Origin of the sequence: Vibrio sp. 2-Bac 85, assembly GCF_037546705.1 — a bacterium.
In the GTDB taxonomy this organism is placed as follows: domain Bacteria; phylum Pseudomonadota; class Gammaproteobacteria; order Enterobacterales; family Psychromonadaceae; genus Psychromonas.
Genome location: NZ_JALAAB010000004.1, coordinates 215,077 through 239,036 on the forward strand (window position 1 = coordinate 215,077; position 23,960 = coordinate 239,036).

Consider the following 23,960-nt stretch of genomic DNA (forward strand, 5'->3'; position numbering starts at 1 on the left):
ATCATCATGTCTATTAGTAAAAATTTAATAAGGTAGGGGCAAGGTGCTAATCCATGTTAATCAATAAATCGCATTGCTTGACGCAGGGCCTATTTAAAATAAACATATCATCGCTGAAGCTTGTGTACATCATCTTTGGTTTAGCAATAAAGATTATGCGCAGCTTGGCAACCAAATAAAATGCAACCCTGCCATTAAATATGGAAGTGATCGTGAGATGTTGTTGAAGGCATTTAATACCGATTAAATCGATATTATTGCGACCGATCATGCTTCCCATACTTGGAATGAAAAACACGTTCCTTATGCTCAAGCACCAACAGGTTTGCCTTTAGTTCAACATGCCTTGATCAGTTTATTTGACCAAGTGAAAAAAGGCACATGAGCATCGCTAAAATCGTTGAAAAAACCGCACATAATCCTGCTATTCGTTATAGGATTAAAGATTGTGGATTTATTCGAGAGGGTTTTATGCCGACTTAGTCTTGGTAGATACAAAAATTCCAACAGTGGTTAGCAATGAAAATAGTTTATATCACTGTGGTTGGTCGCCGTTTTCAGGACACTCGTTTTCAGCACAAATCAAACATACTTGAGTTAATGGTGATTTGGTGTATGCAAATTAACAAGTGGACGGAAAAACTGCTTCAGGAATGAGGTTACAGTTCGACGTTTAGTAGGACTCATTCTAGAATGTAGATATCATTAATCACCTATGTGTATAATTAAGCCTTCATGGACAACAGTTAATATATTTAGTACTAACAAACAATATCTTTAAGTATCTGAGTAAAGTGCTTTCTGATACTAATGTTGTTATTCATTTAAAAACAGATTCCGCAGTTATTATATGCGATCGATTTTCTATGATCATGGTTCTTCTATTAACATAGTTCTATTAACATAGTTCTATTACTCAAGGGTCGATAATTTTGAAAAATATCTCGGTAGAACGGCCCAAGTCTTCAACTGTTTCAGAGTTTGTTGTGTCTGCAAATAAATCATTTGTACAAGGTTATAGGGGAATTATTAATGAGTTTTGAAAATCAGCCGATTTTAGGGGTTCCAACTAATATTATTACGGGGTTTCTTGGCGTAGGGAAAACATCGGCTATTTTGAATCTACTTGCAAATAAACCTGATGATGAACGTTGGGCCGTATTAGTTAATGAGTTTGGTGAGATTGGTGTCGATGGTAGTTTAGTGAAAGGGCAAAAAATTGATAAACAGAAAGTATTCATCCGTGAAGTCGCGGGTGGTTGCATGTGCTGCGCTGCTGGTTTACCCATGAAAATCGCACTTAATCAGTTGCTATTGAAAGCAAATCCAGATCGTTTATTGATTGAGCCAACAGGACTAGGCCATCCAAAAGAGGTGATGGAAGTATTAACTTCAACCCATTATCGTGACGTATTATCACTACACAAAAACATTACTTTAGTCGATGCTCGTAATTTATCTGACGCGCGATATACCAATCATGAGACCTTCAACCAACAAATTGCCATTGCAGATACTGTTGTCGGTAACAAAGTGGATCTTTATCAAGCGGGGGATTTAGGCAAACTAACAGCTTATGTCGCAAGAGTGAGTCGCCCCAATACGAAAGTGATATTGGCAGAACACGGTGCCTTTTTGCTCGCGGAGCTTGAAGGCGATGCTATTATTCATGAAAAATCTTCACATCATGAACACCATCAGCATCTACATAGTAAACCACTTTCTTCAGAGGCGACTATTCCAGAGAGTGGCATGCTTAAAGCTATTAATGAAGGTGAAGGTTTTTATAGTATCGGGTGGCGTTTCTCATCTGATAAAGTATTTGAGTATCAGAAGCTAACCTTGTTATTAACAGAATTAAAAGTTGATCGTATGAAAGCCGTTATGATTACCGATAAAGGTCTTTTTGGGTATAATTTCACTGCAGGTCAACTTACTGAAGTTGTATTAGATGAGTGTTCGGAAAGTCGAGTTGAATTGATCAATAATACTATTGATGAGTTGTTTGAAATACAATTATTAAAGTGTATTAAGTGATTCCACAAAAGGTCTTAACAAGCCTTTTTCACATATTTCGACTAATTAAACCTTCAAGGTCGTATATCATTAATAATTACGTAAATAGCTGTTCAACTGAGTTTTTAATTTTAGTGACAAAACTGTAATAGAAAGTGTAATGAGACTGTTGATCGCCAGATAAACACGAGTGATTATAAAAAAGAAAGAGTAAAACGTTATTTTATAGAAACTTTACTGCCTTAACTTACTATTAAACTTATCATTACATTATTAAAAATATGTAAGTTATAATTTCATTATTTACCTAAAGATTCGAATATGTCTAAACCATTAAATCAAGCTGCCACACTTAAATATCTTTCTGCGTACTCACCACAGGTGCAAACTCAAATACAGACACTACTCGAGCAAGATAAATTAGGAGAGTTTTTATTAAAAAAACACCCTGAACAACATAATATTAATAATGATAAATTATTGCGTGATTATGTATTGGATATTAAAAATCGTTATTTACGCAAGTCATCGCCGCTGAGTAAAATTATCTATGATAAAAAAATCCATGTAGTGAACAACGCACTGGGTTTACATACTTTTGTTTCAAGAGTACAGGGTAGTAAATTAAAAAGTAAAAACGAAATTCGTGTGAGCGAAGTTTTTAAAGTGGCGCCTGAACCTTTTTTAGAGATGATTGTGGTTCATGAGTTAAGTCATATTCGTGAGAAAAATCATGATAAAGCTTTCTACCAATTGTGTGAGCATATGTTGCCGGATTACCATCAATTAGAGTTTGAAATGCGCTTATATCTAACGCAGTTGGAGTTGAAAGGTGGGATTTACTAGTTTATCTTCAACACTATCATAGTGTTGCTATAACTGTAGGCTAACTTATTTAGTGAGTCAGATTAAACTAAATGAAGCTAAATGAAACAGGCTAAGCTAAATGGAATGCAGCTAATTTACCGCTTAGTCAGTCGTTCTCAAATGATCTTTTAATTGCGCCATCCCCTGATCTATTGTCACTAATGCTTGGTAGTTAAAGTCTTGTTTTGCTGCACTTATATTAAAGTAGTGGCTGGTGGAAAGTTGCTTTGCTACAAAACGAGTCATGATTGGTTCATTAGTATTGCCGGTGCGTAAGTACCACCATTCTAATAGAGTACCAACAACATAGGCAAGGTGACTCGATACTCTGGCTGTGACTTTTGGTAAGCTAGCCGCTGATAAGATCTTATTAAGCATTGCGGCCATTAAAATAGGTTCATCGTTACTTAAAAAATATGCTTTTCCCGCACACTGTGCGTTTTCTTTATTCAATTCTACTGCAACAAGCAGATGGGCATAAACGGCATTATCAATATAAATAGTATCCACTAATTTATCTATTTTCCCCACTAGTTTTAATTTACCTGCCTTAGCACGCTCAATTACTCTAGGGATTAAATGTGGATCGCCAGGTCCCCATATAAGATGTGGCCTTAAGGCAACTGTTTTTAATTCCGCTGTATTTTGTTGCAGCACTTTCTGTTCAGCGACGGCTTTTGATAAACCATAAAAATTGAGAAATTGTTTTGCATAGGGCTGTGATTCATCAATATTAGCTTCATCCTCGCCATTAAAAGTGACACTAGGTGTACTGGTATAAATTAGTCGTTCAATGTTGTTTATTCGACATGCTTCAATAACATTGTCAGTGCCTATTACATTGGGTTTGAAGTAACTTTGTTTGTTTCCCCATACGCCGGCTTTTGAGGCAACATGGAATACAAGAGAGCAGCCTTGCATTGCATTGATCAATGATTGTTTATCCTGCAAGTCACCTTGAATTAATGTTACACCAAGTGCTTGTAAATGCGGGTAATGACCACGAGCAAACCCAACGACGTTAATATTTGCTGCGCGTAAGCAACGGCATAATGCTGTCCCTAAAAAACCACCTGCACCGGTAACGAGTACGCAATCAACCTGCTCGCTGAGCTCTGTTAGAACAAGTTGTAGCTTCGGGTGAAGGTCAGAAAAGAGAAGGGGAGTTATCGCCATAATTTATCTCGTTGTCGCTAGTAGTTAGCTAAGTGTACCGTATTAAATCTAATCAATTTGTTGCTGTGCCCATAGCGCTAATTTTTCTCTGAATATTTTAGCATTATGGCGAATATCCATCGGAAATTTTTTATGGATATAAAACAACTCAATACCTTGTGTTTGTGTATGTTGTTTAGCTATCTCTTGTAATTCATGAAATAAACGAGCTGAATCATAAGTATTGCTGTTTTCAACTTCGATGCAAACAGCCGGAGTGACTTTTTTATCTATAACTACAGCCACTAATGCACTTCGTTTAATGCTTTTATGTGTATTAAATATTCGCTCACAGGGAATTGAATAGTAAGGTTTATTACATTCACGGTGATTAGACAAAACTTGATGGGCTTTGCGACCACACATCCATAATTTACCTTGGTCGTCCAGATAACCTAAATCGCCCATACGGTGACGCACACTATTACCATCTTTAATTTTAGCCTGTGTTGTTGCTTGCTGACGATGGTAATAGGCTCCACTGACCTGTGGACCTTTTACTACAATCTCACCTATTTCAAAGGGGGCTAATATTAACTGATCGTGCCATGTATTTATGTTTTGCTCAGTGTTCTTAATGATTTTTATATCAACATGTTCAATTGCATTACCCACACAAATTCCACCACCTTGTTCGGTAATATTAGTGGTGGTTAATAATTGTTGGCTACCGATTTTGCTGATTGGTAATGATTCTGTCGCACCATATGAATTAATCACTTCTGCATCATCACTTAACATGCGACTAAATAGATTAATTGCGTCTAAAGAAGCGGGGGCTCCAGCAGAAATAACACGCTTAATAGTAGGTAAATTGTGTTGTTGTTTCTGTCCTGCTTGGCCTAACACATCTAATAAAGCGGGGTTTGCAAATAGATTACTACATTGATATTTTTCGATAGCGGCAAAAATATAGTTTGGATTAGCTTTAATGGGTTGACTGGCATCCATCTCAGGTACTATCGATGTCATTCCTAACGCGGGGCCAAATAGTGAAAATAATGGAAAGGTCGCTAAGTCCGCTTCACCCGGTTGAATTTGATAATCATTTTTTAACACACTGATTTGCGCTTCAAACATGCTATGGCTATAAACTACACCTTTAGGCGTTCCTGTGCTACCGCTAGTAAATAAAATAGCAGCTAACTGATGGGGCTTAAGTTGTTGCATTGAGTAGGGTTTAGCGCGAGGGTATTTTTTTAATAAACTCGATAGTTGAATACCACCAAAAAAGGCCGGACCATTAACATTAATAACGTGTTTAATGGTTTGCTTGCCCCATGAAAAAAGCAATCGTGCGAGGTGTGCTTTTGGAATACCGATAAAAGCGTCGGGTTGTGACTCTTCAAAGCATTGCTTGAGGTTATTAACCCCCATTCCAGGGTCAACTAAGATGGGAATAATACCTGTTTTGAAGAGAGCAAAGGTAAGGTTAAAAAATGCGATACTTGGGGTAACCATTAATACCGCTTTGTCTCCTGCTTTAAGACCCAACCGGTTTAGTGCATAGGCGATATCATCACTTTGTTGGTGCAACTCAGCAAAGCTTAGCTGTTGATAAGTTAAGCCTTTTAAGGTCTTTTTTTGTACGCTAACCGCAAGGTTTTCAGGAAACTCTTTCGAGGCTATCACTAAGTGGCGACACAAGTTTCCTTTGTTGCTTTTTTGGTTTTTAGTGCTTTTTTTTAGTGACTTATGTACATTGTACATTTATGGGTTCTTATCCATAAATTTTTTCACTATATCGATCACTTCATGACTTGCGTCTTCAAGGATATAATGCCCGCAATCGGCGAACTCGTGTACCTGTGCGTGTGGCATTTTTTGTTTCCAAACAGTTAAAAAATGTTTATCGAAAACAAAATCCTGCAATCCCCAACAAATGACAGTCGGAATATTCTGAAATTGTTGTAAACCTGCATCAATACTGTCCACTAACTGATAGTTACGATGATGTGGTAATAACGGAATATCTTGCACAAATCGTAGTGTTGAAATACGATTTTTCCATGAGTTGAAAGGAGCAACATAGGCTTTACGAATATCACTGGGCATTTTATTACGTTTTACGCCTACGTATGAAGCGGCAGAGGAGAAGGCATTAAAGCCACGCACAAGTACCGTACCTAAATACGTATTTCTACAAATCCATAATGGGATAGGGAATTTTTTAGATTTTGGTAAATTAAACGCAGCTGTATTTAAAATAACTAAACGTTTAATTCGCTCTGGGTGACGTGCTGCATAACCCATTCCGATCATGCCTCCCCAATCATGTACGACTAGGGTGATATTTTTTTTTATATTAAGGCTATCCAATAAGGTTTCAAGGTCATCGATGCGTTGTACCAAGGTATAGTCATAGTCTTTATCCGATGGTTTGTCTGATAAGCCACAACCGATATGATCCGGAACAATACATTGATATTGTGCACTTAACGCGCTCACTAAATTTCGGTAATAGAATGACCAACTAGGGTTACCATGTACCATCACAACCGGTTCGCCAGAACCTTCATTTAAGTAATGGTACTTTTGACCATTTAGATCTAGAAAATTGCGTTTGAAGGGCAATAAATTATCAAGACTCATGTTACCACTCCAATCCAAGCATCATACAATTCAAACCACTGCCTATTCCTAAGAAGCTGACATTATCACCTTTTTGTAGGAATCCTTGTTCATCTGCTAATGCAGCAGTAACCGGCAGTGATACGGTTCCCATGTTACCGAGATATTGATAAGTCGGAAATTCTTTTTCCACGGGAATATTTAATGCAGCAAGTACCTGCTTTTGATTGGCAGAACCAACTTGATGACAAATCACCTTATTGACGCTGTCTACTGTCCATTGTTGCTGTGTTAAAAAATGTTGCCAAGTATCAAGTGCTAAGGCGACACCTTCTTTCAGTAATGGGACTGCATTAGTACGCATAAACTCTCGGTGTAATTTAAGACCCACTTCTTGTAAGCCCCATTTACATAAATCATGATGTTGTGGCGCAGAGAGGTGGCTAGCACCTAATAGTTTATGTTGACGTTGGTTATCTAACTGCAATGAACCATCGGTCAGCAATACTGCTACCGCACCAGAGCCGCCAGTTAAAGTGGCCAATGATTGTGAAAAGTTTTGAATGGTTGGGTTAGAAATCATATTGTCGATAGTAATATCTACAATATGCCTTGCGGATTCGCAGGAGACAACTAAACCGGCTTTTATCTGGCCTAATTCAATACGGTTTGCGATGTCCAAAATACCCGATAACACACCTAAACATGCGTTACTAATATCGTAAATAGCGGTACTTTTATTAACACCAATTTCAGCAGCGATACGACAAGCTGTAGCAGGCTCATGTTGATCGCGACATACTCCCGTATAAACAACTGCTCCAATATCTTCTACATTAATGCCTGTTTCATTTAAAGATTTTTTTGCTGCTTCAATGGCACCATCTGATAAGCGATGATCGCTAGGCCACCAACGTCTATCTTCAATGCCCGTTAAGGCAGCGAGTTGACCAGCTGGTATACGTAATTTTTGATATAAAGGCGCAAGACGAGCTTCTAGATCTTTACTTGAAACGACTTCTGGGGCTAATTCATAAGCCATACTATTGATATAAACGCGGGAATATTTCATTAAGTTGTAATTTTTCTCATTAATGCTTCAAAAAGGACCAATTTAATCAACCCTTAAACCGGAGGCGTAGGTTACCGTATATTCTGAGTTTAACAAAGTCCAATCCTAAACTGACTTCTAAATACTGTTAATTTTGATGAAAATTAGCTAGTTTTAAGCTTTTAACGGTTTGTTTTTGCTTATATAACTTAACCATTGGCGCGGAATTTTCATTTTTTCGTCAATATAATTAGCAACAGGTAAGCTTTCCTTGTTTATTTTGCTTGCTAAAATCTCTGCTAATAAAGGAGCGCTGCATAAACCGCGAGAACCTAAACCTGTCAATAGGTAAGCATTAGGTAGTGATGCTATAGGGTAGGTGGCAGACTCATTCATATCATAACTTTTTTTCAGGCTATCATAATCGCTTAATTCACCTACATAGGGGAAATGGTCTCGGGTTGTACAGCGAATAGCAGTATGGGCTTGATCGTTTAACATAATATTATCTACCCACGCTTTGTCAGTAATACATTTTTTCAATTTTTGGTGATTATCGTTTTGCTCTGTTTCACGATAAGCCGTATCACTATCATGGCGCTTAAATGTCGCGCCCATACAATGTTGTGCGGCTATTTCAGGTGTTAAATAACCCTCATGGCAAAGGGTTCGTTTTAACGCTGTCAGTTCAGGTGTCGAGTCGATATGGCTGACTTGACCACGCGCAGCGGAAAGAGGAACGGCTCTACACTGTTGAAAATTAAGTGAATCAAAACCAGCCGCAATCACCAGAGTTTGATGTTTAAAGGTATCTGTATTTTCTGTTACGTTCTCTGTTTGGCTCTGCTCTGGGGTTGTCTGTAGTGATATATCTAAGGTATTTTCAGGTAGGGCATTTTTTGAAATACTAGTACGCTTTCTTTTTAATATCCATTGCTCATTATCATTTGCATGCTGGTTATAACTAATCTGTTCAATATGATGATTACAATGAATAGTGACATTGTCATATTCAGCTAATAACTGCGCTAACGAGTTTATTAACTGTCGAGGGCTCAACCATCCTGCTCGTGGATAATATAAAGCAGGGTGGTCAATTTCTAGACCTGCTAATTGGTTTGTTGAGTTTGTATCTATCCAATGCACTAATTGTTCAGGCAAACCTGCTTCTTTTATCTTTTGTAATTTTTTCGTCGAGCTTGAGTCGTATGCGAGCTGAATTAATCCATTAAATTGATGTGAAAAAGGATGATGTTGATTAACTTCATGATAAAAATTCAAAGCGAACTGATAGGCATTACTGAATAATTGTCCAAGTGCATCATGTTGTCCATTCAAAAGAGGATATAAGGCTCCTTGTAAATTACCAGACGCGCCTGTGCCTAATGTTGACTCCGCACAATAAACAGTTACTTTATGATCGCGTTTTGCTAATGCAAGGGCGGAGCATAATCCTGCAATACCACCCCCAATGATAGCGATGTCATCTGCTTGGTTGGGGGTTGCTCTAGTTGTTCCTGTTGAGAACGCTACATGGTTATCAATGGGATTCGCTTCAGGAATATACCCTACAAGCATTTCACGTTTTTTCCCGTAACCTTTTCGCTTTTGCATAATAAAACCGGACTCGTTCAACGCTCTTCTTACAAAACCTGCCGCAGTAAAAGTGGCTAATGTTGCTTGAGGGTTAGATAATGCTACCATTTTTTTAAATAATGCTAGATGCCACATATCAGGATTAGTGCTGGGATTAAAACCATCGAGATACCAAGCATCAGCAATACCATTGTGGGTATTACTTAGGTTGTCGATTTGTTCATTAATATCACCAAACCATAAATCCAAAATAATATTGCCACCATCAAAGAATAATCGATGACATCCGAGTAGTGGCATCGGATATTGCACCACAAGAGATTCAAGCAAGTTGCTAAATTGTGGCAATTTTTTAAGGCTTAACTGAATATCATTGCTAGTAAGTGGGTATTTTTCAAAGCTAATAAAATGTAAACGTTGCAGTGGTTTTTCTATATTGTTTTTTTTGAAATTGATGAATTGTTGCGCACTATTAAGAAAGTTGAGACCCGAACCAAAGCCAGTTTCTACAATACAGAACTGTTTTTGCTTAAAATTAACCCATCTGTGAGCTAAATGGTTGCCTTCAAAAAAAACATATTGAGATTCGCAGTGACCTTGATTATTATTAAAATAGATATCATCAAACATAGTCGAATATGGCTCTGACTGATCTGACCAGTTAAGTTGTGCATGCTTAATTATATTGTTTTTGGCTTGAGACAAGTTATATTCCTCTATATATGCGATCATATTTCATAACAGTCAGGTTGATTTAAGAAAATTGGTTTACTTTTGATGATCATATAATTAGTCCCTCAAGCAATAAAGGCTTAATAATGAAAAGAGCAGTAATTACAGGTATCGGTATTGTTTCTAGTATAGGTAACAATAAAGAAGAAGTATTAGCATCACTTAAAAGTGGCAAGTCAGGCATTACATTTTCTGAACAATTCAAAGAAGTTGGGATGCGTAGCCAAGTTTGGGGTGATTTAAAAATAAATCCTTCAGAGCATATTGATCGTAAAGTAATGCGTTTCATGGGTGATGCAGCTGCATACACTTATTTGTCAATGCAGCAAGCAGTTGCAGATGCTCAATTACCAGAAGACATGGTTTCTAATGTACGTACTGGTTTAGTGACAGGCTCAGGCGGAGGTTCTTCAAAAAACCAAGTTGATGCATGCCAAATTATGAAAGACAAAGGCGTTCGTCGTGTTGGTCCTTATATGGTACCGCGTACGATGGCGAGTACTACTTCGGCTTGTGTAGCGACACCATTTAAAATTAAAGGTATCAACTACTCAATGAGTTCTGCTTGTGCGACAAGTTCGCACTGTATTGGTCATGCCCTTGAACAGATCCAACTTGGCAAACAAGATATTGTTTTTGCCGGTGGTGGTGAAGAGTTAGATTGGACAATGGCTTGTGAGTTTGATGCAATGGGCGCTCTTTCAAGTAAATATAATGAAACACCAGATAAAGCATCTCGTACTTATGATACAAAACGCGATGGTTTTGTTATCTCTGGCGGCGGCGGTATGGTTGTTGTTGAAGAATTAGAGCATGCCCTTGCTCGTGGCGCTAAAATCTATGCTGAAATCGTAGGTTACGGCGCAACGTCAGATGGTTACGACATGGTCGCGCCATCTGGTGAAGGAGCAATACGTTGTATGCAACAAGCACTTGCCACAGTTGAAGGTAAAGTTGATTACTTAAATACTCATGGTACATCAACCCCTGTTGGTGATGTTAAAGAGTTAGAAGCAATTAATGCTGTATTTGGTAACGATGCTCCCAAAATTAGCTCAACTAAATCACAAACAGGACACTCATTAGGTGCTGCGGGTGTTCATGAAGCAATTTACAGTATATTAATGATGGAAAATGACTTTATTTCTCCTTCTTGTAATATTGAAGAAGTTGATGAGAAAGCGCTTAACTTGCCAATCGTTAAAAATAAATCAGAAGCTGCTAAATTAGATATCGTTATGTCTAATAGCTTTGGTTTCGGTGGAACTAACGCAACATTAATTTTTCAACGTTATCAATAAAGTTTAATATTGTAATTAAAAAAGGAGCCTAGGCTCCTTTTTTTGTTTTACTAGTTTGTTAAAGCACTTAAGCTCAGCGTAGTTTTTGCTTATAGGCCATTAAAATAACTTAATTTAACTTATTTTAACTTAACTTGGCTCAATGTAACCTGACGGCTAAGGGTGGTTGTAATAAATGATCTTTTAAAAAGCAAAAGCGAATACTGGTTACTTCAATTCAAGATATGATTTGTACAAATTAAATTGGTTAAATGAATATGAAAATTTATATTGACGAGAATATGCCGCATGGCAAAGATTTCTTTAACAGTTTTGGGGAAGTCATTACTTTCTCAGGTCGTAATGTAACAGCAGAGCAGTTAAAAGATGCTGATATCTTATTAGTACGTTCAATCACTAAGGTCAATGAAGGCTTACTTGCTCTGAACGAACGTATTCAGTTTGTTGGGACTGCAACTATCGGCACAGATCATATTGACCAAGCGTATTTAAAACAACGTAATATTGCTTTTAGTAGTGCGCCAGGCTGTAACAAAATTTCGGTTGCGGAATATGTACTTAGTGCTCTATTAATTTTAGCTGAGCGTAAACAGTTTGTATTAAATGATAAAACAGTGGCGATTGTTGGTGCTGGTAATACGGGTAGTGCGGTTTACGAGTGCTTAACGGCAGTTGGTGTGGCTTGCAAATTGTATGATCCACCACTACAAGCTGCTGGTGATCAAAGAGAGTTTTGTGAGTTTGATGATGTTCTCGCTGCTGATATTATCTCTTTGCATGTGCCAAAAACGATGGATGGCGAGTATAAAACATTTCATCTCTTTGACCAAGGTGTACTTCAGAAGTTGAACTGTGAACAAATCTTAATCAATGCTTGTCGTGGTGAGGTAGTTGATAATCAATCTCTATTATCACTTGCACAACAAAAAAAGGCCCCCATATTAGTATTGGATGTGTGGGAAAATGAACCTAATATAGAAAAAGCATTATTACCTTATGTTGAACTTGCAACGCCACATATAGCTGGTTATAGCTTAGATGGTCGTGTACGCGGCACTGAAATGTTATACCAAGCACTTAACCAACATTTAAATGTATCGCCAACTTTAAATAGTCTTGATTTTAAAGATAAAGCAAATATTACCGAAATAACTATTTCGGCTAGTATTAGTGCAGAATTGTTAAAATCTTTAGTACATTTAATATATGATGTGCGCAGAGATGATGCGTTATTTAGAGCAAAAGTAAATGATCTGAATGGCTTTGATCAAATGCGGAAAAATTATCCTGAGCGTAGGGAATTATCTACATTAACACTTACTTTAATAGATACTATTAGTCCTAGTTCGAAAGCAATTGATTTAAACAGAATCGGTTTTACAGTAAATAAAAAATAAAAGGTCGACATGAACAAAGAATATAACATTGCACTCATTGGTGAAATTGATGGTTGTATAGAAGCAACACTGGAAGTACTTTTAAAACGTGACTTCCCAATTAATAACCTGTTCCCTCTCAGTATTGGTGAAAGCGATACAAACTCGGTGATGTATTCAGGCAAGCCTGTTGATGTTATTGAAATTGAATCTTTTGACTGGGAACAAGTGGATATTGCTTTATTTCTTTCTGGCCGTGATGTTGCAATGCAATGGATACCTGTAGCTAAAGAGCATTGTGTCGTGATCGATATCAGTGGTTATTATTTAGAAGATCCAGCTGTGCCATTAGTGCAAATGGGAATTAATGAAGATGATATTACTCGTTATAGCGAGTCAAATATTATTGCGATCCCAAGTCCTGAAACAGCACAATTAACGCTGGCTATTAAACAAATCCATCAAGAAGTAGGTATTAAACGTGTCACCGTTGCTGGATTTCAATCAGTTTCTTGTATTGGTAAAGATGGCGTCACAGCATTGGCGGGAGAAACGGCACGATTATTGAATGCTAAAGGAATAGAGCAGCATAAATTTAAGCAACAAATCGCTTTTAATGTTGTTCCACAAATTGATGAGTTTGATGAAGATGGTATTGCTTTTTCTGAGCTACGTTTAATGGCTGAAACAAGACGTTTACTAAATGACCCTGAAATGGTGGTGTCGACAACACAGGTTGTTGTACCTATGTTTTATGGTTGTTCGCAAGCGGTTCATGTTGTAACCCATTATCCTGTTGAGCTGAGCGAAGTTGCAAATGCGCTACACCATAGTGACAACATTGTATTATCAGAATCAGTTGGTGATTACGCTAATATGATTGATGATGTAGTCGGTAATGTTGAAGTTCACGTGGGGCGTTTACGTAAAGATACCTGTGATGCTGCTGGTATTAATATGTGGGTTTGTGCTGATAATGTTCATTACGGAATTGCAACTAATGCAGTGTTAGTAATGGAAAAACTAGCTTTCACCTATCTATAAAGTTGTAGTAATTACGTTAAAGTGGGCTAGATCTCAATTCTAGCCTTATTACTTGCTTTAAACATCTTCTATTACTTGTCCTAGTTTATTATATAGTCATTATTATTCAGCTTTTCCTCACAAGGAACGTTTATGAAGCGCATTTTGCTTAGTCTAGTTTTCTGTTCTCCATTGTTATTCAATGTACCTCTTGTACAAAGTGTTGATTTAGTTGGTCCTAATGATCAAGACCAATTAGCACAACCCGCTGAGACAATCCAAGCACCTTCGTCAAATACTACATCCACACCGGCCACTCCTCCGGTAATTTCAAAGTATGGACCTATCTCTTCTCGTGAAACTTTATGGTCTATTGCGTCAAAATTGCGTCCCGATTCTAGTGTGTCTGTATTTCAGACTTTAGTGGCTATATACAAAGCAAATCCCAGTGCTTTTTATCAAAGTGACATTAATAGAATTATACCTAGATCGGTGATAACCATACCGAATAAAGCCTTCATAGCACAACAAACGAATAAAGAAGCAGAGCAGTTATTAAGACCACGTAAACCTGCACCAAAAGTAATAAAACCAGTTGTTAAAAAAGAGATAATTGAAACGGCACCCGTTGAACCGGTGATTACACAGACTGAAAAATTACAAACACAAGTCAACGAAGATGAAACTAATAAAATTGAGGCTGAATCAACCGAGGTCGTTGAACCTGAAATTATTGATCAGTTAAAAAAAGAGGCGTTAGATAAAGCTTCTGCTTTAGAAGCAAAAAATAAGTTGTTAGTCGATCAAGAAAAAGAGTTCCAATTATTGAGCGAGCAACTAATAGTTGCCACAGAAGCCAATCAAAGTTTAAAACTAAAATTACAACCATTAACAGATCAAGTTAATAGCCTTGCACAACAAGTAGAGGAAGATATTGCCACTCAAGAAGAATTACAGGCAATAATTGACCAATACCGCCAACAAATAGAAGCTTTTGAAGAACCTCCTTTTAGTGGCCCAGGTTTATTGAATGAAATATTACGGACCATGACAGCTTCTATTTCAAGCTTAATGCTAACAATTTTAGCCCCTTTATTATTTCTGATTGCTGTTTTCTTAATTTTCTTACGTTTAAAGTCTAAACGAGAGCTTGCATCAAGAGAGCAAGAGATTGCGGAGTCGACTTCTATTCTGATGGAAGAAGACGGTCAGTTTGATTCTTTATTAACAGATGATCTGGATGAAGATGAGGTAAACGAAGAAATCAGTAATGATATAGAGTTCACTGAAGATGTTGAGCTTGCAGCAGTTCCTCTCGAAGCAGAACCGCAGGAATCAACAGAAGATGAAAGTTCACTGATCGCAGAAAGTGATAGTGATTTCGATATAGTTGATAGCGAGATTATTAATGATAATGAAGTTGTTGATGACAATGAAGTAATCGAGCTTGCTAGCCCTGATGATACTGAAATAGAAAGTCCAGTAATTGAAAATAATGATGAATTTACGCAACCTGAAACTAATGAAGATGATCCTTTTGGAATAGCAGAGTTAATTGATAGCGAAGATTTTGACATCGATTCTCTAATTGAAGGTAAAGAAGAGGTTATCGAGTTATCTGAAGTTGACCTTTCATTAGATGCTGATATTAACCAAGAAGATTTAGATTTAGCAGCTGAATGGGAAACACAACTTGCCGAAGGCGCTGACACTGAAAAAGAAATAGAAGAAGATGTCGCTACCTCTATAGCTGATACTGAGCAAAATGAAGTTGATACAGAAGATGTCAAACAAGAAGATGTAAGTGAAACCGTAAACAATATCGATTCTCAAATAGAACAAGAAGCAGAAGTTGAATCTGAAGCTAAAGAAGACATTGCCAGTGAAGCAGTAGATGATATTGATGCACTGCTTGAGCAAGAAGCCGCTACTGAAATTAAACCAGAAGCTGTAAGTGAAACTGTTGATGATATTGATCCTATTATCAACCAAGAAGTTGAAGCGGCGAATGAGACTGTTGTTGAATCGGCTGAATCGGTTGAATCGGCTGAATTAGCCGAACCAACTGAATCAGTTAAACAAGAAGTTTCAAGTGAAACCGCTGATGATATTGATGAACTGATCAATCAAGAAGTTGAAGCGGCCAACGAGACTGTTGTTGAATCAACTGAATCAGGCGAACCAACTGAAGCAGTTAAACCAGAAACTTCAAGTGAAGCCGTTGATGATATCGACGAACTGATTAATCAAGAAGTTGAAGCTGCGAATGAGACTGTTGTTGAATCAACAGAATCAACAGAATCAGACGAGTCAAGTGAAACAGTTAATACAGATGACATTATTGACGACGATTTAAGTGAATTTGAAAATGTCGATCTTTCGACTTTAAAAAGTGTTGACCAAAGCATTTCCGAGTTAGATGCAGCAGAAGAAGCTCAAACTGATGTAGAGCAATTAAGTGACCAATCAGATGATGAAGAATCAGATGATCAAGTCGGTGAAAGCGAAGAAAATTCTTTAGCAGAACAATTAAGTCAGGGGGCCTTTGATGAGGACGTTGAATTACCTACAATAGATAAAAGTAAAGACGATGAATTTATTGATATCGACACATTATTAACAAGTAGTGGAGGCGATGTTATAAACGAAGAAGACTTTAATCTAGAGTTTGGTCTTGATGAATTCCCGGATGTGGTTGAATCATTCACCGAGTTTGATAGCGATGATGATGGTATGGCTGCACAGTTAGATTTGGCACGCGCTTATTTAGAAATCGATGAAAAAGAAGGGGCCAAAGATATTTTAAACAAATTATTAACCACTGCGTCAGATGATAAATTAAAAGAGGTTCAAAAATTACTTGCAAGAATTAAATAATATTTTTAAATCAATCGATTAAACAGATAAACTAAGTATCTTAATTATCTGGAAAGCTTAATTGAGCAAATTTTTTTAAACATAGCTCACTAGTCTTTTAACCCGATATTTGTCTATCTAAAAAGCCAGCATTGCTGGTTTTTTTAAATTGGAATAAATAGTATGCGACCAATTATTTTGGATGTGGAAGGGGTCTCTTTAACACCTTCAGAACAAGAATATTTAGCTCATCCCTTAGTGGCGGGGGTGATTTTGTTTACCCGTAATTTTGACAACATTGTGCAATTAAAAGAACTAGTGCAGCAAATCCGCTTTTATGCAAAACGCCAGATTATCATTGCTGTAGACCATGAAGGTGGCCGAGTACAACGTTTCCGAGAAGGGTTTACATCGTTACCTGCATGTGGAGACTTATTAACGCAATCTGATGATTTACAAGTAGCTGTGAAATTAGCAAAAGCCAGTGCTTTTGTGATGGCCAGTGAATTGCTAGCCTGTGATATTGATTTAAGCTTTGCGCCTGTGTTGGATATTAACGGAATTTCTGATGTTATTAGAGAACGTAGCTTTAGCCAACACCATGATCAAGTTAGTTTAATAGCAAGTGCTTATATTGATGGAATGAGAGAAGCGGGTATGGCGAGTACAGGTAAGCATTTTCCTGGCCATGGTAGTGTTAAAGCAGACTCTCATATTGCATTGCCCGTTGATAAACGCAGTGAGTCGGAAATATTTAACAATGATATGCAACCATTTATCGAGTTGATTAAAGCCGGTCAGTTAGATGCGGTCATGCCTTCACATGTTGTCTATTCTCAATGCGATGATTTACCCTGTGGATTTTCTGAGTATTGGCTGCAGAAAATCCTTAAGCAGCAATTAGGCTTTAAAGGCGCAATAATTAGTGATGATATTTCAATGCATGGTGCTAGTTTTGTAGGTGAGCACCTTTCAAGAGCTAAAAGTGCTATCAATGCTGGTTGCGATCTTATTTTAGCGTGTAATGACACACCTGCCGCGATGCAAATTTTAGACGGATTAACATTAACTGATGATAGAAATAATGAATCACTAATTCTGTCGCTACTTGCACAAAAAAACAAACTTAAATTGCCCTTACAAAAGAACCAAATTTGGTTGAAAAATAAGCGCTTACTACTTGAATTTTCTGATCAAAGCTAAATACTGCTAAGCGAGTCTAATTAGTATTAAGCAAGGCTTGCACTCTGAAACAATTTACTTAGACTAGATTAAGCTAGTTTGTGTGCCGGTTTTGAGAGCATTTTTTAATTTAGGCACTAGCAATGAGATTTAGTTATACTACTAATATCACAATAAGACTTGCTCACTAATTTTTAAAAAATAAAATAACGTTAGCAAGCTTTATAGACTCAAAAGACAGATCGCTAAATAACAGTTAAGAATAATAAAGGCGGAATTTAAAAATGATCATATATTTACACGGTTTTGATGCGACGAGCCCTGGTAATCACGAGAAAGTGATGCAATTAAAATTCATTGATCAAGATGTTCGTTTTGTTCATTACAGTACTATCCACCCTAAGCATGATATGAGCCACATCCTCAAAGAGGTACATCAACATGTGCAAGATAGTGATGACAAATCTCCACTGATTTGTGGTGTAGGCTTAGGTGGATATTGGAGTGAACGTATAGGCTTTTTATGTGGTATTAAACAAGTTATTTTTAATCCTAATTTACACCCTGAAGATAATATGGTTGGTCGTATTGAATGGCCTGAAGAATATTTAGATATCGCAACTAAATGCGCTAGTGACTTTAGAGAGCAAAATAAACCTAATTGTTTATGCATTTTATCTGCAACGGATTTGGTCAGAAACACCGAAATTGGTGATTATGAGTTATCGAATTATTACCCTATTATTGTTGATGATAAACAAAGTCATAAATTTTCTGATATTGCAGCTCACCTTCAGACAATTAAAAAATTCAAAGATGATTGATATATAATCTGTATATGTAGATATTTTGCACAGGATTTATCTACTCAATAAGTATAACATTCGCAGGCGTTAATCACTTCTTACGGTAATAATTTTACTTTTCCCAGCTAAAATAGCTTTCAAGTAACATTATTGACAATCAAACTATAAAATAAGGTGACTTGAGTCGCCTTTTTTTATAACCTTAAATTCTTAATAATAAGATCTAGGTCAGTTTTTTTACAAAAGAATACTTTTTGTCACAAAATAAGTTGTTTTTCGTAAAAAAATTAAATTATTGAGGTGGTTATGAAGAAAATAGTAATAGTTGGTGGTGGTGCTGGCGGGTTAGAGTTAGCAACTAAATTAGGCAATAAATTAGGGCGTAAACAAAAAGCGCATATCACGCTAGTGGATAAAAATAGTACTCACCTGTGGAAACCTCTTTTACATGAAGTTGCAGCCGGATCATTAGATGACGGTATTGATGCGGTAAGTTACCGTGCTCACGCAACTAACCATCATTTTAACTTCAAACTTGGCGCAATGCGTAATCTTGACCGCGTTAAAAAAACTATTTCAATTGACCCTTTGATAGATGAAGAAGGCACTATGATATTACCAGCTAGTGAAGTTGAGTATGATATTTTAGTGATGGCGTTAGGTAGTGTCAGTAATGATTTTAATACTAAAGGAGTGCGTGAACATTGCATTTTCTTAGACAGTCCACAACAAGCCAAAAAATTCCATCATCGCATGTTAAACAAATACCTGCAGTTAGGAGTTCAAGAAACAAAATCTGTAAATGTTTCAATTATCGGTGCTGGAGCAACGGGTGTAGAGCTATCTGCGGAACTATATAATTCACTTAAACAAGTTTCTAGCTATGGGTTCTCACATATTAAAAGTGCAGATTTACATGTTAGCTTAATAGAAGCGGGTGATAGTATTTTACCTGCCTTACCTAAACGTATTTCAGCATCAGCACATCAAGAGTTACTAAAACTAGGTGTAGATGTACGTATTAATACTATGGTTACTGAAGCAAACTCTGAAGGGTTGTTAACTAAATCTGGTGAGTTGATCAAAGCAGATCTGATCGTATGGGCGGCAGGCATTAAAGCACCTGATTACATGAAATCATTGGCAGGTTTAGAAACCAATAGAATTAACCAGTTAATAGTTAAACAAACATTGCAAACTACCTTAGATAAAGATATCTATGCGATTGGTGACTGTGCAAGTTGTGCATTACCAAGTGGTGGCTTTGTTCCTCCTCGTGCTCAATCTGCTCATCAAATGGCATCGTTAGTGGGTAAAAATATTTTAGCTACATTGAATAATAAACCATTAGTTGATTATAAATATACTGATTACGGTTCATTAGTTTCATTAAGTAACTACAGTACAGTGGGTAGTTTAATGGGGAATTTAATGAAAGGTTCTATGATGATAGAAGGGCGTTTAGCTCGTGTTGTCTATATTTCCTTATATCGTATGCACCAAGTTGCATTACATGGTTATATTCGAACTGGCTTAATGACTTTAGTTGAACGTATTAACCGTGTTTTACGTCCACGCTTAAAGTTACATTAAATCTAAACTCTTAAAGTTTCATTATTTATTGCTAATGCGACTTATTTATTTTTAACGCTTTCAAAATAATAAAATGCCTCACTTTGTTGAGGCATTTTTGTTCATGCCTTTTTAATTTGTAATGTTAAAGCAATCTCTTAGTTGTTTACTTTTGAACAGATATAAACAACTCCAGGTAACCAACACTATTTGTAAAGATGCAGCGACTGAATAGGTAAAATGCATCATATATAAATAATATAACTGCAATGCTAAATCACTGAAAGTGGTTAATAAAATAAGAAAGAAACACCAAGGCCAACAACGTATTGCCCATTTGTCCTGTGCGTGACGACGTCCTGAAATAACAAAAATAAGTACTGGGAGTACGCCGACTGATAAGCCTAAATAGAAATGATTTTTTTCAGGATAAAAAATTTGTAGTAGTGTATTACCTGTTTGTTGTGAAGCGACAGAGATAATTAATAATACCCATGTCCTAGAAAGGAATAACAAAATAAATAACAGTATGGGAGGCGCCTTTAAATCACCGGATTCTGTATAATGATGTAATGCATATAAACGTTTTTTCATAGCTGACTCAATAATTTTTATCTCATTATTATTGAAAGTGCTGGTGAATACTAATAGGAATTGTTAATGAGCGAAAATAATCTAATTAAAAAACGCATTGCGATGGTCGGGCTAGGTGATATTGCTCAAAAAGCATACTTGCCGATCATTGCGCATCATCCACTAATAACGCCCGTACTTTGTTCTAGAAATATTAACACATTGTCATTATTAGCAGATAAATATCGAATTGAAGAAGTGTTTGATGATTATCAGATGTTACTTAAAAGCAAACCTGATGCGATAATGATCCACGCCGCAACATCTGCTCATTATCATCTCGCAAAGCTTGCTATTGAGCATAATATTGCAGTCTATGTAGATAAACCTTTAAGCGATAACATTCAGCAAGTTAATTTATTAATACAATTAGCAGAGCAATATAATGTTTTAATTTATGTGGGATTTAATCGTCGTTTCTCGCCACTGGTGCAGAAAATTAAATCATCATTAAGTGAAAATGTTACTGCAAATAAAGATATCACAGTACAAAAAAATAGATTTAATTTGCCTGCTGCAGCTGAAACTTTTATTTTTGACGACTTTATACATGTTATTGATACTGTGCGTTACTTAGAAGGTGAGTCTAATTTTCATCCCAAAAATATAAATGTAATGGCTCAATTTGAATCCGATTCATTAGCAAATCTACAAGTATCGTGGCAGAGCCAATTTTCAATTGTGAATGCCAATATGAACCGTATCGCTGGAATCAATCAAGAAAGAATATCGGCAACCATTAAAGATAGTAGTTGGCAGGTTGACAACTTGAATGAAGGTGAGGTTTATCAACAACAACAATTCAAACGTTTATCGTTTAATGATTGGGAGCAAACTTTATATAAGCGAGGTTTCGTTTCATTAATTGAAGATTGGTTACAGCAACTACAGATTGGTTTGTTTAATAAAAGTATTGCTGAGGACATTTTGATCACGCACCAAATTTGTGATCAAGTATTAAAGCTGGTAAGCAATTTATCGCTGCACAAATAAGCCTTAACAATTTTGACTGACTGTGGAGTTAAAAAGTTTGCCTCACCATTACTTCAATAAGTGATGATGAGACAAGTTTAAGCATGCTTTATTTTACGTTTAATCTATATTACATTGGGTACAGTAAATAAAATGGTTCTTTGGATCATTTAAGCGTGTAATGAAGTTGCTTTGTTTCTCTAAACTAAGCAAAGCTTCAATTAAAGGCGAAGATTGCATGATCGCTGACGGTAAAAAGCTAATAGATTGCGATAGCAATTTATTGATGAATAGCTGCTTTGGTGATATTTCAGGTTGGATTGATACAATATCATATTCACTTAATGACGCTAATTGTGCTGCTGAGTTGATCGCAGTTTGTAAATTTCCCAATTCATCAACTAAACCCAGTTTCAATGCGTCAACGCCTGTCCATACTCGACCTTGAGCGACTTTATCTACTTCCTGCACTGTCATATCTCGTCCTTCAGCCACCACTTCTAAAAAGTTTTGATAGCCGTGCTCGATGCCTATCTGAAAAATTTCAGCAAGTTGAGGGTTAAGAGGTTGAGTTATACCAACGTTAGATAATGGACTGGTCGATACACCATCTTGATGAATACCTATTTTATTTAAAGTTTTATCAATAGTGGCAAACATACCAAATATACCGATAGAGCCCGTTAAGGTGGTCGGGGAGGCAATTATTTTATCAGCCGCAGAGGCTATCCAATAACCACCTGAAGCGGTTACTGACCCCATTGATACAACAACACTTTTTCCCTGTTCTTTTAATGCCAGTATCTGCTGACGTATCAACTCTGAAGCGGTTGCACTGCCTCCGGGTGTGTCCAGTCGAATAACAACGGCCTTTATCTGTTTATTTAAGCGGGCTTGCTTCAATAATGCATTAAAGCTTTTATCTGCAATCGATGTTGCATCGCTATTGCCTGAAACTATTTCTCCAGAACCATGAATAACAGCAATCTGATTGCTGCTACCGGTAAATGTATAAACTGGAGGTAAGGTTGACGCGTAGCGGTTATAACTAATTCGATTTAGTGGTTTATTCTCCATATCTGCTTTAATCGGTAAATTAGCAATAAACTGCTCATGATAGGCAAGTTCATCTACTAAACCTACACGAATTGCGTACTGTGCGCCGTCGCCAGAGACTGCTTGTAATTGTTGTTTAAGCTGAAATAAAGTTGGGTTGATGGATTGTGTAGTTAAAGAGTCAATATTATTTCTTTGTACTAGCACATGGTCGATATAACCCTGCCACAATTGATCCAACCAATGTTTGTTTGCATCTTTACTGAATTGAGACATTTTTGTTTCAGTAAAAGGTTCAACAAAAGATTTATAAGTACCGACTTTGAAAATATGCGGTGTGATTAATAGTTCATCTAGTAAGTCTTTAAAATATAAACGATTAACGGCATAACCTTGTAAGATCACTAATCCATTGGGAGCAAGCGTTATATGGTCTGCATAGGCGGCTAGATAGTATTGCGTTTGGCTATAATTATCTGCATAAGCGTAAACTGGCTTACCTGACTTCTTGAACTCATTGATTGCTTCACCAACATCCGAAAGTTGATCTAAACTACCTGATATTAATCCGCTAAGCTCTAACACTAGACCAGTAATTTTTTCATCTCGTTGTGCATGTTGAATTGTATTAATTAGTGTTTGTGTTTCGAATTCTTGTACCTGCTCTTGTTCAGTACCGGTTAGTTGATCGGTTATTTTTTGAGAAAGATCTGCAGGTTGTTTTTGCTCCACGATATAACCATTCAAGTTTATTTGCAGATAAGAGTTATCGGCAACATAGATTTTTTCTTCTGTATCGTTGAATGAAACAACAATTAACAAAACGATAAAAATAAAGATGGTATTAAGTATGATTAAACGGAGGCAATTAATCAGTTTAAATAATTTTCTAAAAAGCTGGTTAATAAAGCGAAATATAAAAGCCATAGCTGATCCTTCGAATGCAATGATGATTAATGTAAATTGAGAGAAAAAGGTGAGTGATAGTAAATTAGGTCACACTGATATTGCTCTTATAAGGTAGTTATAATAAACGTTTTTTAAGTTAAAAGTGCAATAAAGGTAAGATGTTAGATAACTTTTGGTAAATGGTTTGGTGCTTATGCGGCCCTGTAAATAATTCTGCCTAATAGCT

At 36.7% G+C, this 23,960-nt stretch carries 17 protein-coding genes and 1 pseudogene; 11 read left to right on the top strand and 7 right to left on the bottom strand.

All coding sequences use genetic code 11. The features are described from left to right. Window positions 1-97: 97 nt before the first annotated feature. From MT390_RS06650 to MT390_RS06660, 3 genes and pseudogenes are all read left to right on the top strand, one after another. Window positions 98-626: pseudogene (locus MT390_RS06650) on the top strand (amidohydrolase family protein); the annotation flags it as partial. A gap of 406 nt (window positions 627-1,032) precedes the next feature. Further along, a complete protein-coding gene (locus MT390_RS06655; RefSeq protein WP_499440271.1) occupies window positions 1,033-2,037 on the top strand; it encodes a CobW family GTP-binding protein in 1,005 nt (334 codons plus the stop codon). 300 nt (window positions 2,038-2,337) lie between these two features. After that, complete coding sequence (locus MT390_RS06660) at window positions 2,338-2,862, top strand: YgjP-like metallopeptidase domain-containing protein (RefSeq protein WP_499440272.1); 525 nt, start codon at window positions 2,338-2,340, stop codon at window positions 2,860-2,862. A 123-nt stretch (window positions 2,863-2,985) separates the two neighbouring features. On the opposite strand, the gene oleD is transcribed toward MT390_RS06660, so the two are convergent. The 5 genes from oleD to mnmC1 all read right to left on the bottom strand — a co-directional run bounded on the left by oleD (window position 2,986) and on the right by mnmC1 (window position 10,021). Further along, window positions 2,986-4,059, bottom strand: coding sequence for a 2-alkyl-3-oxoalkanoate reductase (gene oleD, locus MT390_RS06665; protein ID WP_499440273.1), 1,074 nt, complete (start codon window positions 4,057-4,059; stop codon window positions 2,986-2,988). A gap of 48 nt (window positions 4,060-4,107) precedes the next feature. Further along, complete coding sequence (oleC, locus tag MT390_RS06670; RefSeq protein ID WP_499440275.1) at window positions 4,108-5,808, bottom strand: olefin beta-lactone synthetase; 1,701 nt, start codon at window positions 5,806-5,808, stop codon at window positions 4,108-4,110. Continuing rightward, window positions 5,809-6,690 carry an alpha/beta fold hydrolase gene (locus tag MT390_RS06675; protein ID WP_499440276.1) on the bottom strand — a complete coding sequence of 294 codons (882 nt, stop codon included), beginning with the start codon at window positions 6,688-6,690 and terminating at the stop codon, window positions 5,809-5,811. Window position 6,691: 1 nt separating this feature from the next. Then, window positions 6,692-7,741 (bottom strand): 3-oxoacyl-ACP synthase III, encoded by a 1,050-nt coding sequence (locus MT390_RS06680; RefSeq protein WP_299663381.1) that lies wholly within the window; start codon window positions 7,739-7,741, stop codon window positions 6,692-6,694. Window positions 7,742-7,894: 153 nt separating this feature from the next. Further along, window positions 7,895-10,021, bottom strand: coding sequence for an FAD-dependent 5-carboxymethylaminomethyl-2-thiouridine(34) oxidoreductase MnmC1 (gene mnmC1, locus MT390_RS06685; protein WP_499440278.1), 2,127 nt, complete (start codon window positions 10,019-10,021; stop codon window positions 7,895-7,897). A 113-nt stretch (window positions 10,022-10,134) separates the two neighbouring features. On the opposite strand from mnmC1, the gene fabB reads away from it, so the two are divergent. The 7 genes from fabB to MT390_RS06720 all read left to right on the top strand — a co-directional run bounded on the left by fabB (window position 10,135) and on the right by MT390_RS06720 (window position 20,185). Further along, window positions 10,135-11,349, top strand: a complete 1,215-nt coding sequence (gene fabB / locus MT390_RS06690; RefSeq protein ID WP_499440280.1) for a beta-ketoacyl-ACP synthase I — start codon at window positions 10,135-10,137, stop codon at window positions 11,347-11,349. A 257-nt stretch (window positions 11,350-11,606) separates the two neighbouring features. Beyond that, complete coding sequence (locus tag MT390_RS06695) at window positions 11,607-12,746, top strand: 4-phosphoerythronate dehydrogenase (RefSeq protein ID WP_499440282.1); 1,140 nt, start codon at window positions 11,607-11,609, stop codon at window positions 12,744-12,746. Between the two features lie 9 nt (window positions 12,747-12,755). Then, on the top strand, window positions 12,756-13,769 hold the full coding sequence (locus tag MT390_RS06700) for an aspartate-semialdehyde dehydrogenase (protein ID WP_166369349.1): 1,014 nt from the start codon (window positions 12,756-12,758) through the stop codon (window positions 13,767-13,769). Window positions 13,770-13,901: 132 nt separating this feature from the next. After that, entirely contained in the window at window positions 13,902-16,625 is a 2,724-nt protein-coding gene (locus tag MT390_RS06705; RefSeq protein WP_499440283.1) for a FimV/HubP family polar landmark protein, read from the top strand. A 162-nt stretch (window positions 16,626-16,787) separates the two neighbouring features. Further along, complete coding sequence (gene nagZ, locus MT390_RS06710) at window positions 16,788-17,807, top strand: beta-N-acetylhexosaminidase (RefSeq protein WP_499440285.1); 1,020 nt, start codon at window positions 16,788-16,790, stop codon at window positions 17,805-17,807. 263 nt (window positions 17,808-18,070) lie between these two features. Next, window positions 18,071-18,610: an alpha/beta hydrolase YcfP gene (gene ycfP / locus MT390_RS06715; RefSeq protein ID WP_499440287.1), complete on the top strand. Its 540-nt coding sequence runs from the start codon at window positions 18,071-18,073 to the stop codon at window positions 18,608-18,610. Between the two features lie 288 nt (window positions 18,611-18,898). Further along, on the top strand, window positions 18,899-20,185 hold the full coding sequence (locus MT390_RS06720) for an NAD(P)/FAD-dependent oxidoreductase (RefSeq protein WP_205962951.1): 1,287 nt from the start codon (window positions 18,899-18,901) through the stop codon (window positions 20,183-20,185). A gap of 111 nt (window positions 20,186-20,296) precedes the next feature. Here the strand turns inward: MT390_RS06720 and MT390_RS06725 are convergent, their stop codons facing one another. Continuing rightward, the gene (locus tag MT390_RS06725; protein ID WP_499440289.1) at window positions 20,297-20,758 is read right to left on the bottom strand and encodes a DUF2919 domain-containing protein; all 462 of its coding nucleotides are present in this window, start codon (window positions 20,756-20,758) and stop codon (window positions 20,297-20,299) included. A 66-nt stretch (window positions 20,759-20,824) separates the two neighbouring features. On the opposite strand from MT390_RS06725, the gene MT390_RS06730 reads away from it, so the two are divergent. Beyond that, the gene (locus tag MT390_RS06730) at window positions 20,825-21,790 is read left to right on the top strand and encodes a Gfo/Idh/MocA family protein (RefSeq protein WP_499440290.1); all 966 of its coding nucleotides are present in this window, start codon (window positions 20,825-20,827) and stop codon (window positions 21,788-21,790) included. Window positions 21,791-21,889: 99 nt separating this feature from the next. Here MT390_RS06730 and sppA read toward each other — a convergent pair whose 3' ends face one another. Then, the gene (sppA, locus tag MT390_RS06735; protein ID WP_499440292.1) at window positions 21,890-23,752 is read right to left on the bottom strand and encodes a signal peptide peptidase SppA; all 1,863 of its coding nucleotides are present in this window, start codon (window positions 23,750-23,752) and stop codon (window positions 21,890-21,892) included. Between the last annotated feature and the right edge of the window lie 208 nt (window positions 23,753-23,960).

What these genes read in the sequence shown, in the direction of transcription:
- MT390_RS06655 (WP_499440271.1), top strand. Translation starts at nt 1,033, where the DNA reads ATGAGTTTTGAAAATCAGCCGATTTTAGGGGTTCCAACTAATATTATT.
- MT390_RS06660 (WP_499440272.1), top strand. Translation starts at nt 2,338, where the DNA reads ATGTCTAAACCATTAAATCAAGCTGCCACACTTAAATATCTTTCTGCG.
- oleD (WP_499440273.1), bottom strand. Translation starts at nt 4,059, where the DNA reads ATGGCGATAACTCCCCTTCTCTTTTCTGACCTTCACCCGAAGCTACAA.
- oleC (WP_499440275.1), bottom strand. Translation starts at nt 5,808, where the DNA reads ATGTACAATGTACATAAGTCACTAAAAAAAAGCACTAAAAACCAAAAA.
- MT390_RS06675 (WP_499440276.1), bottom strand. Translation starts at nt 6,690, where the DNA reads ATGAGTCTTGATAATTTATTGCCCTTCAAACGCAATTTTCTAGATCTA.
- MT390_RS06680 (WP_299663381.1), bottom strand. Translation starts at nt 7,741, where the DNA reads ATGAAATATTCCCGCGTTTATATCAATAGTATGGCTTATGAATTAGCC.
- fabB (WP_499440280.1), top strand. Translation starts at nt 10,135, where the DNA reads ATGAAAAGAGCAGTAATTACAGGTATCGGTATTGTTTCTAGTATAGGT.
- MT390_RS06695 (WP_499440282.1), top strand. Translation starts at nt 11,607, where the DNA reads ATGAAAATTTATATTGACGAGAATATGCCGCATGGCAAAGATTTCTTT.
- MT390_RS06700 (WP_166369349.1), top strand. Translation starts at nt 12,756, where the DNA reads ATGAACAAAGAATATAACATTGCACTCATTGGTGAAATTGATGGTTGT.
- MT390_RS06705 (WP_499440283.1), top strand. Translation starts at nt 13,902, where the DNA reads ATGAAGCGCATTTTGCTTAGTCTAGTTTTCTGTTCTCCATTGTTATTC.
- nagZ (WP_499440285.1), top strand. Translation starts at nt 16,788, where the DNA reads ATGCGACCAATTATTTTGGATGTGGAAGGGGTCTCTTTAACACCTTCA.
- ycfP (WP_499440287.1), top strand. Translation starts at nt 18,071, where the DNA reads ATGATCATATATTTACACGGTTTTGATGCGACGAGCCCTGGTAATCAC.
- MT390_RS06720 (WP_205962951.1), top strand. Translation starts at nt 18,899, where the DNA reads ATGAAGAAAATAGTAATAGTTGGTGGTGGTGCTGGCGGGTTAGAGTTA.
- MT390_RS06725 (WP_499440289.1), bottom strand. Translation starts at nt 20,758, where the DNA reads ATGAAAAAACGTTTATATGCATTACATCATTATACAGAATCCGGTGAT.
- MT390_RS06730 (WP_499440290.1), top strand. Translation starts at nt 20,825, where the DNA reads ATGAGCGAAAATAATCTAATTAAAAAACGCATTGCGATGGTCGGGCTA.
- sppA (WP_499440292.1), bottom strand. Translation starts at nt 23,752, where the DNA reads ATGGCTTTTATATTTCGCTTTATTAACCAGCTTTTTAGAAAATTATTT.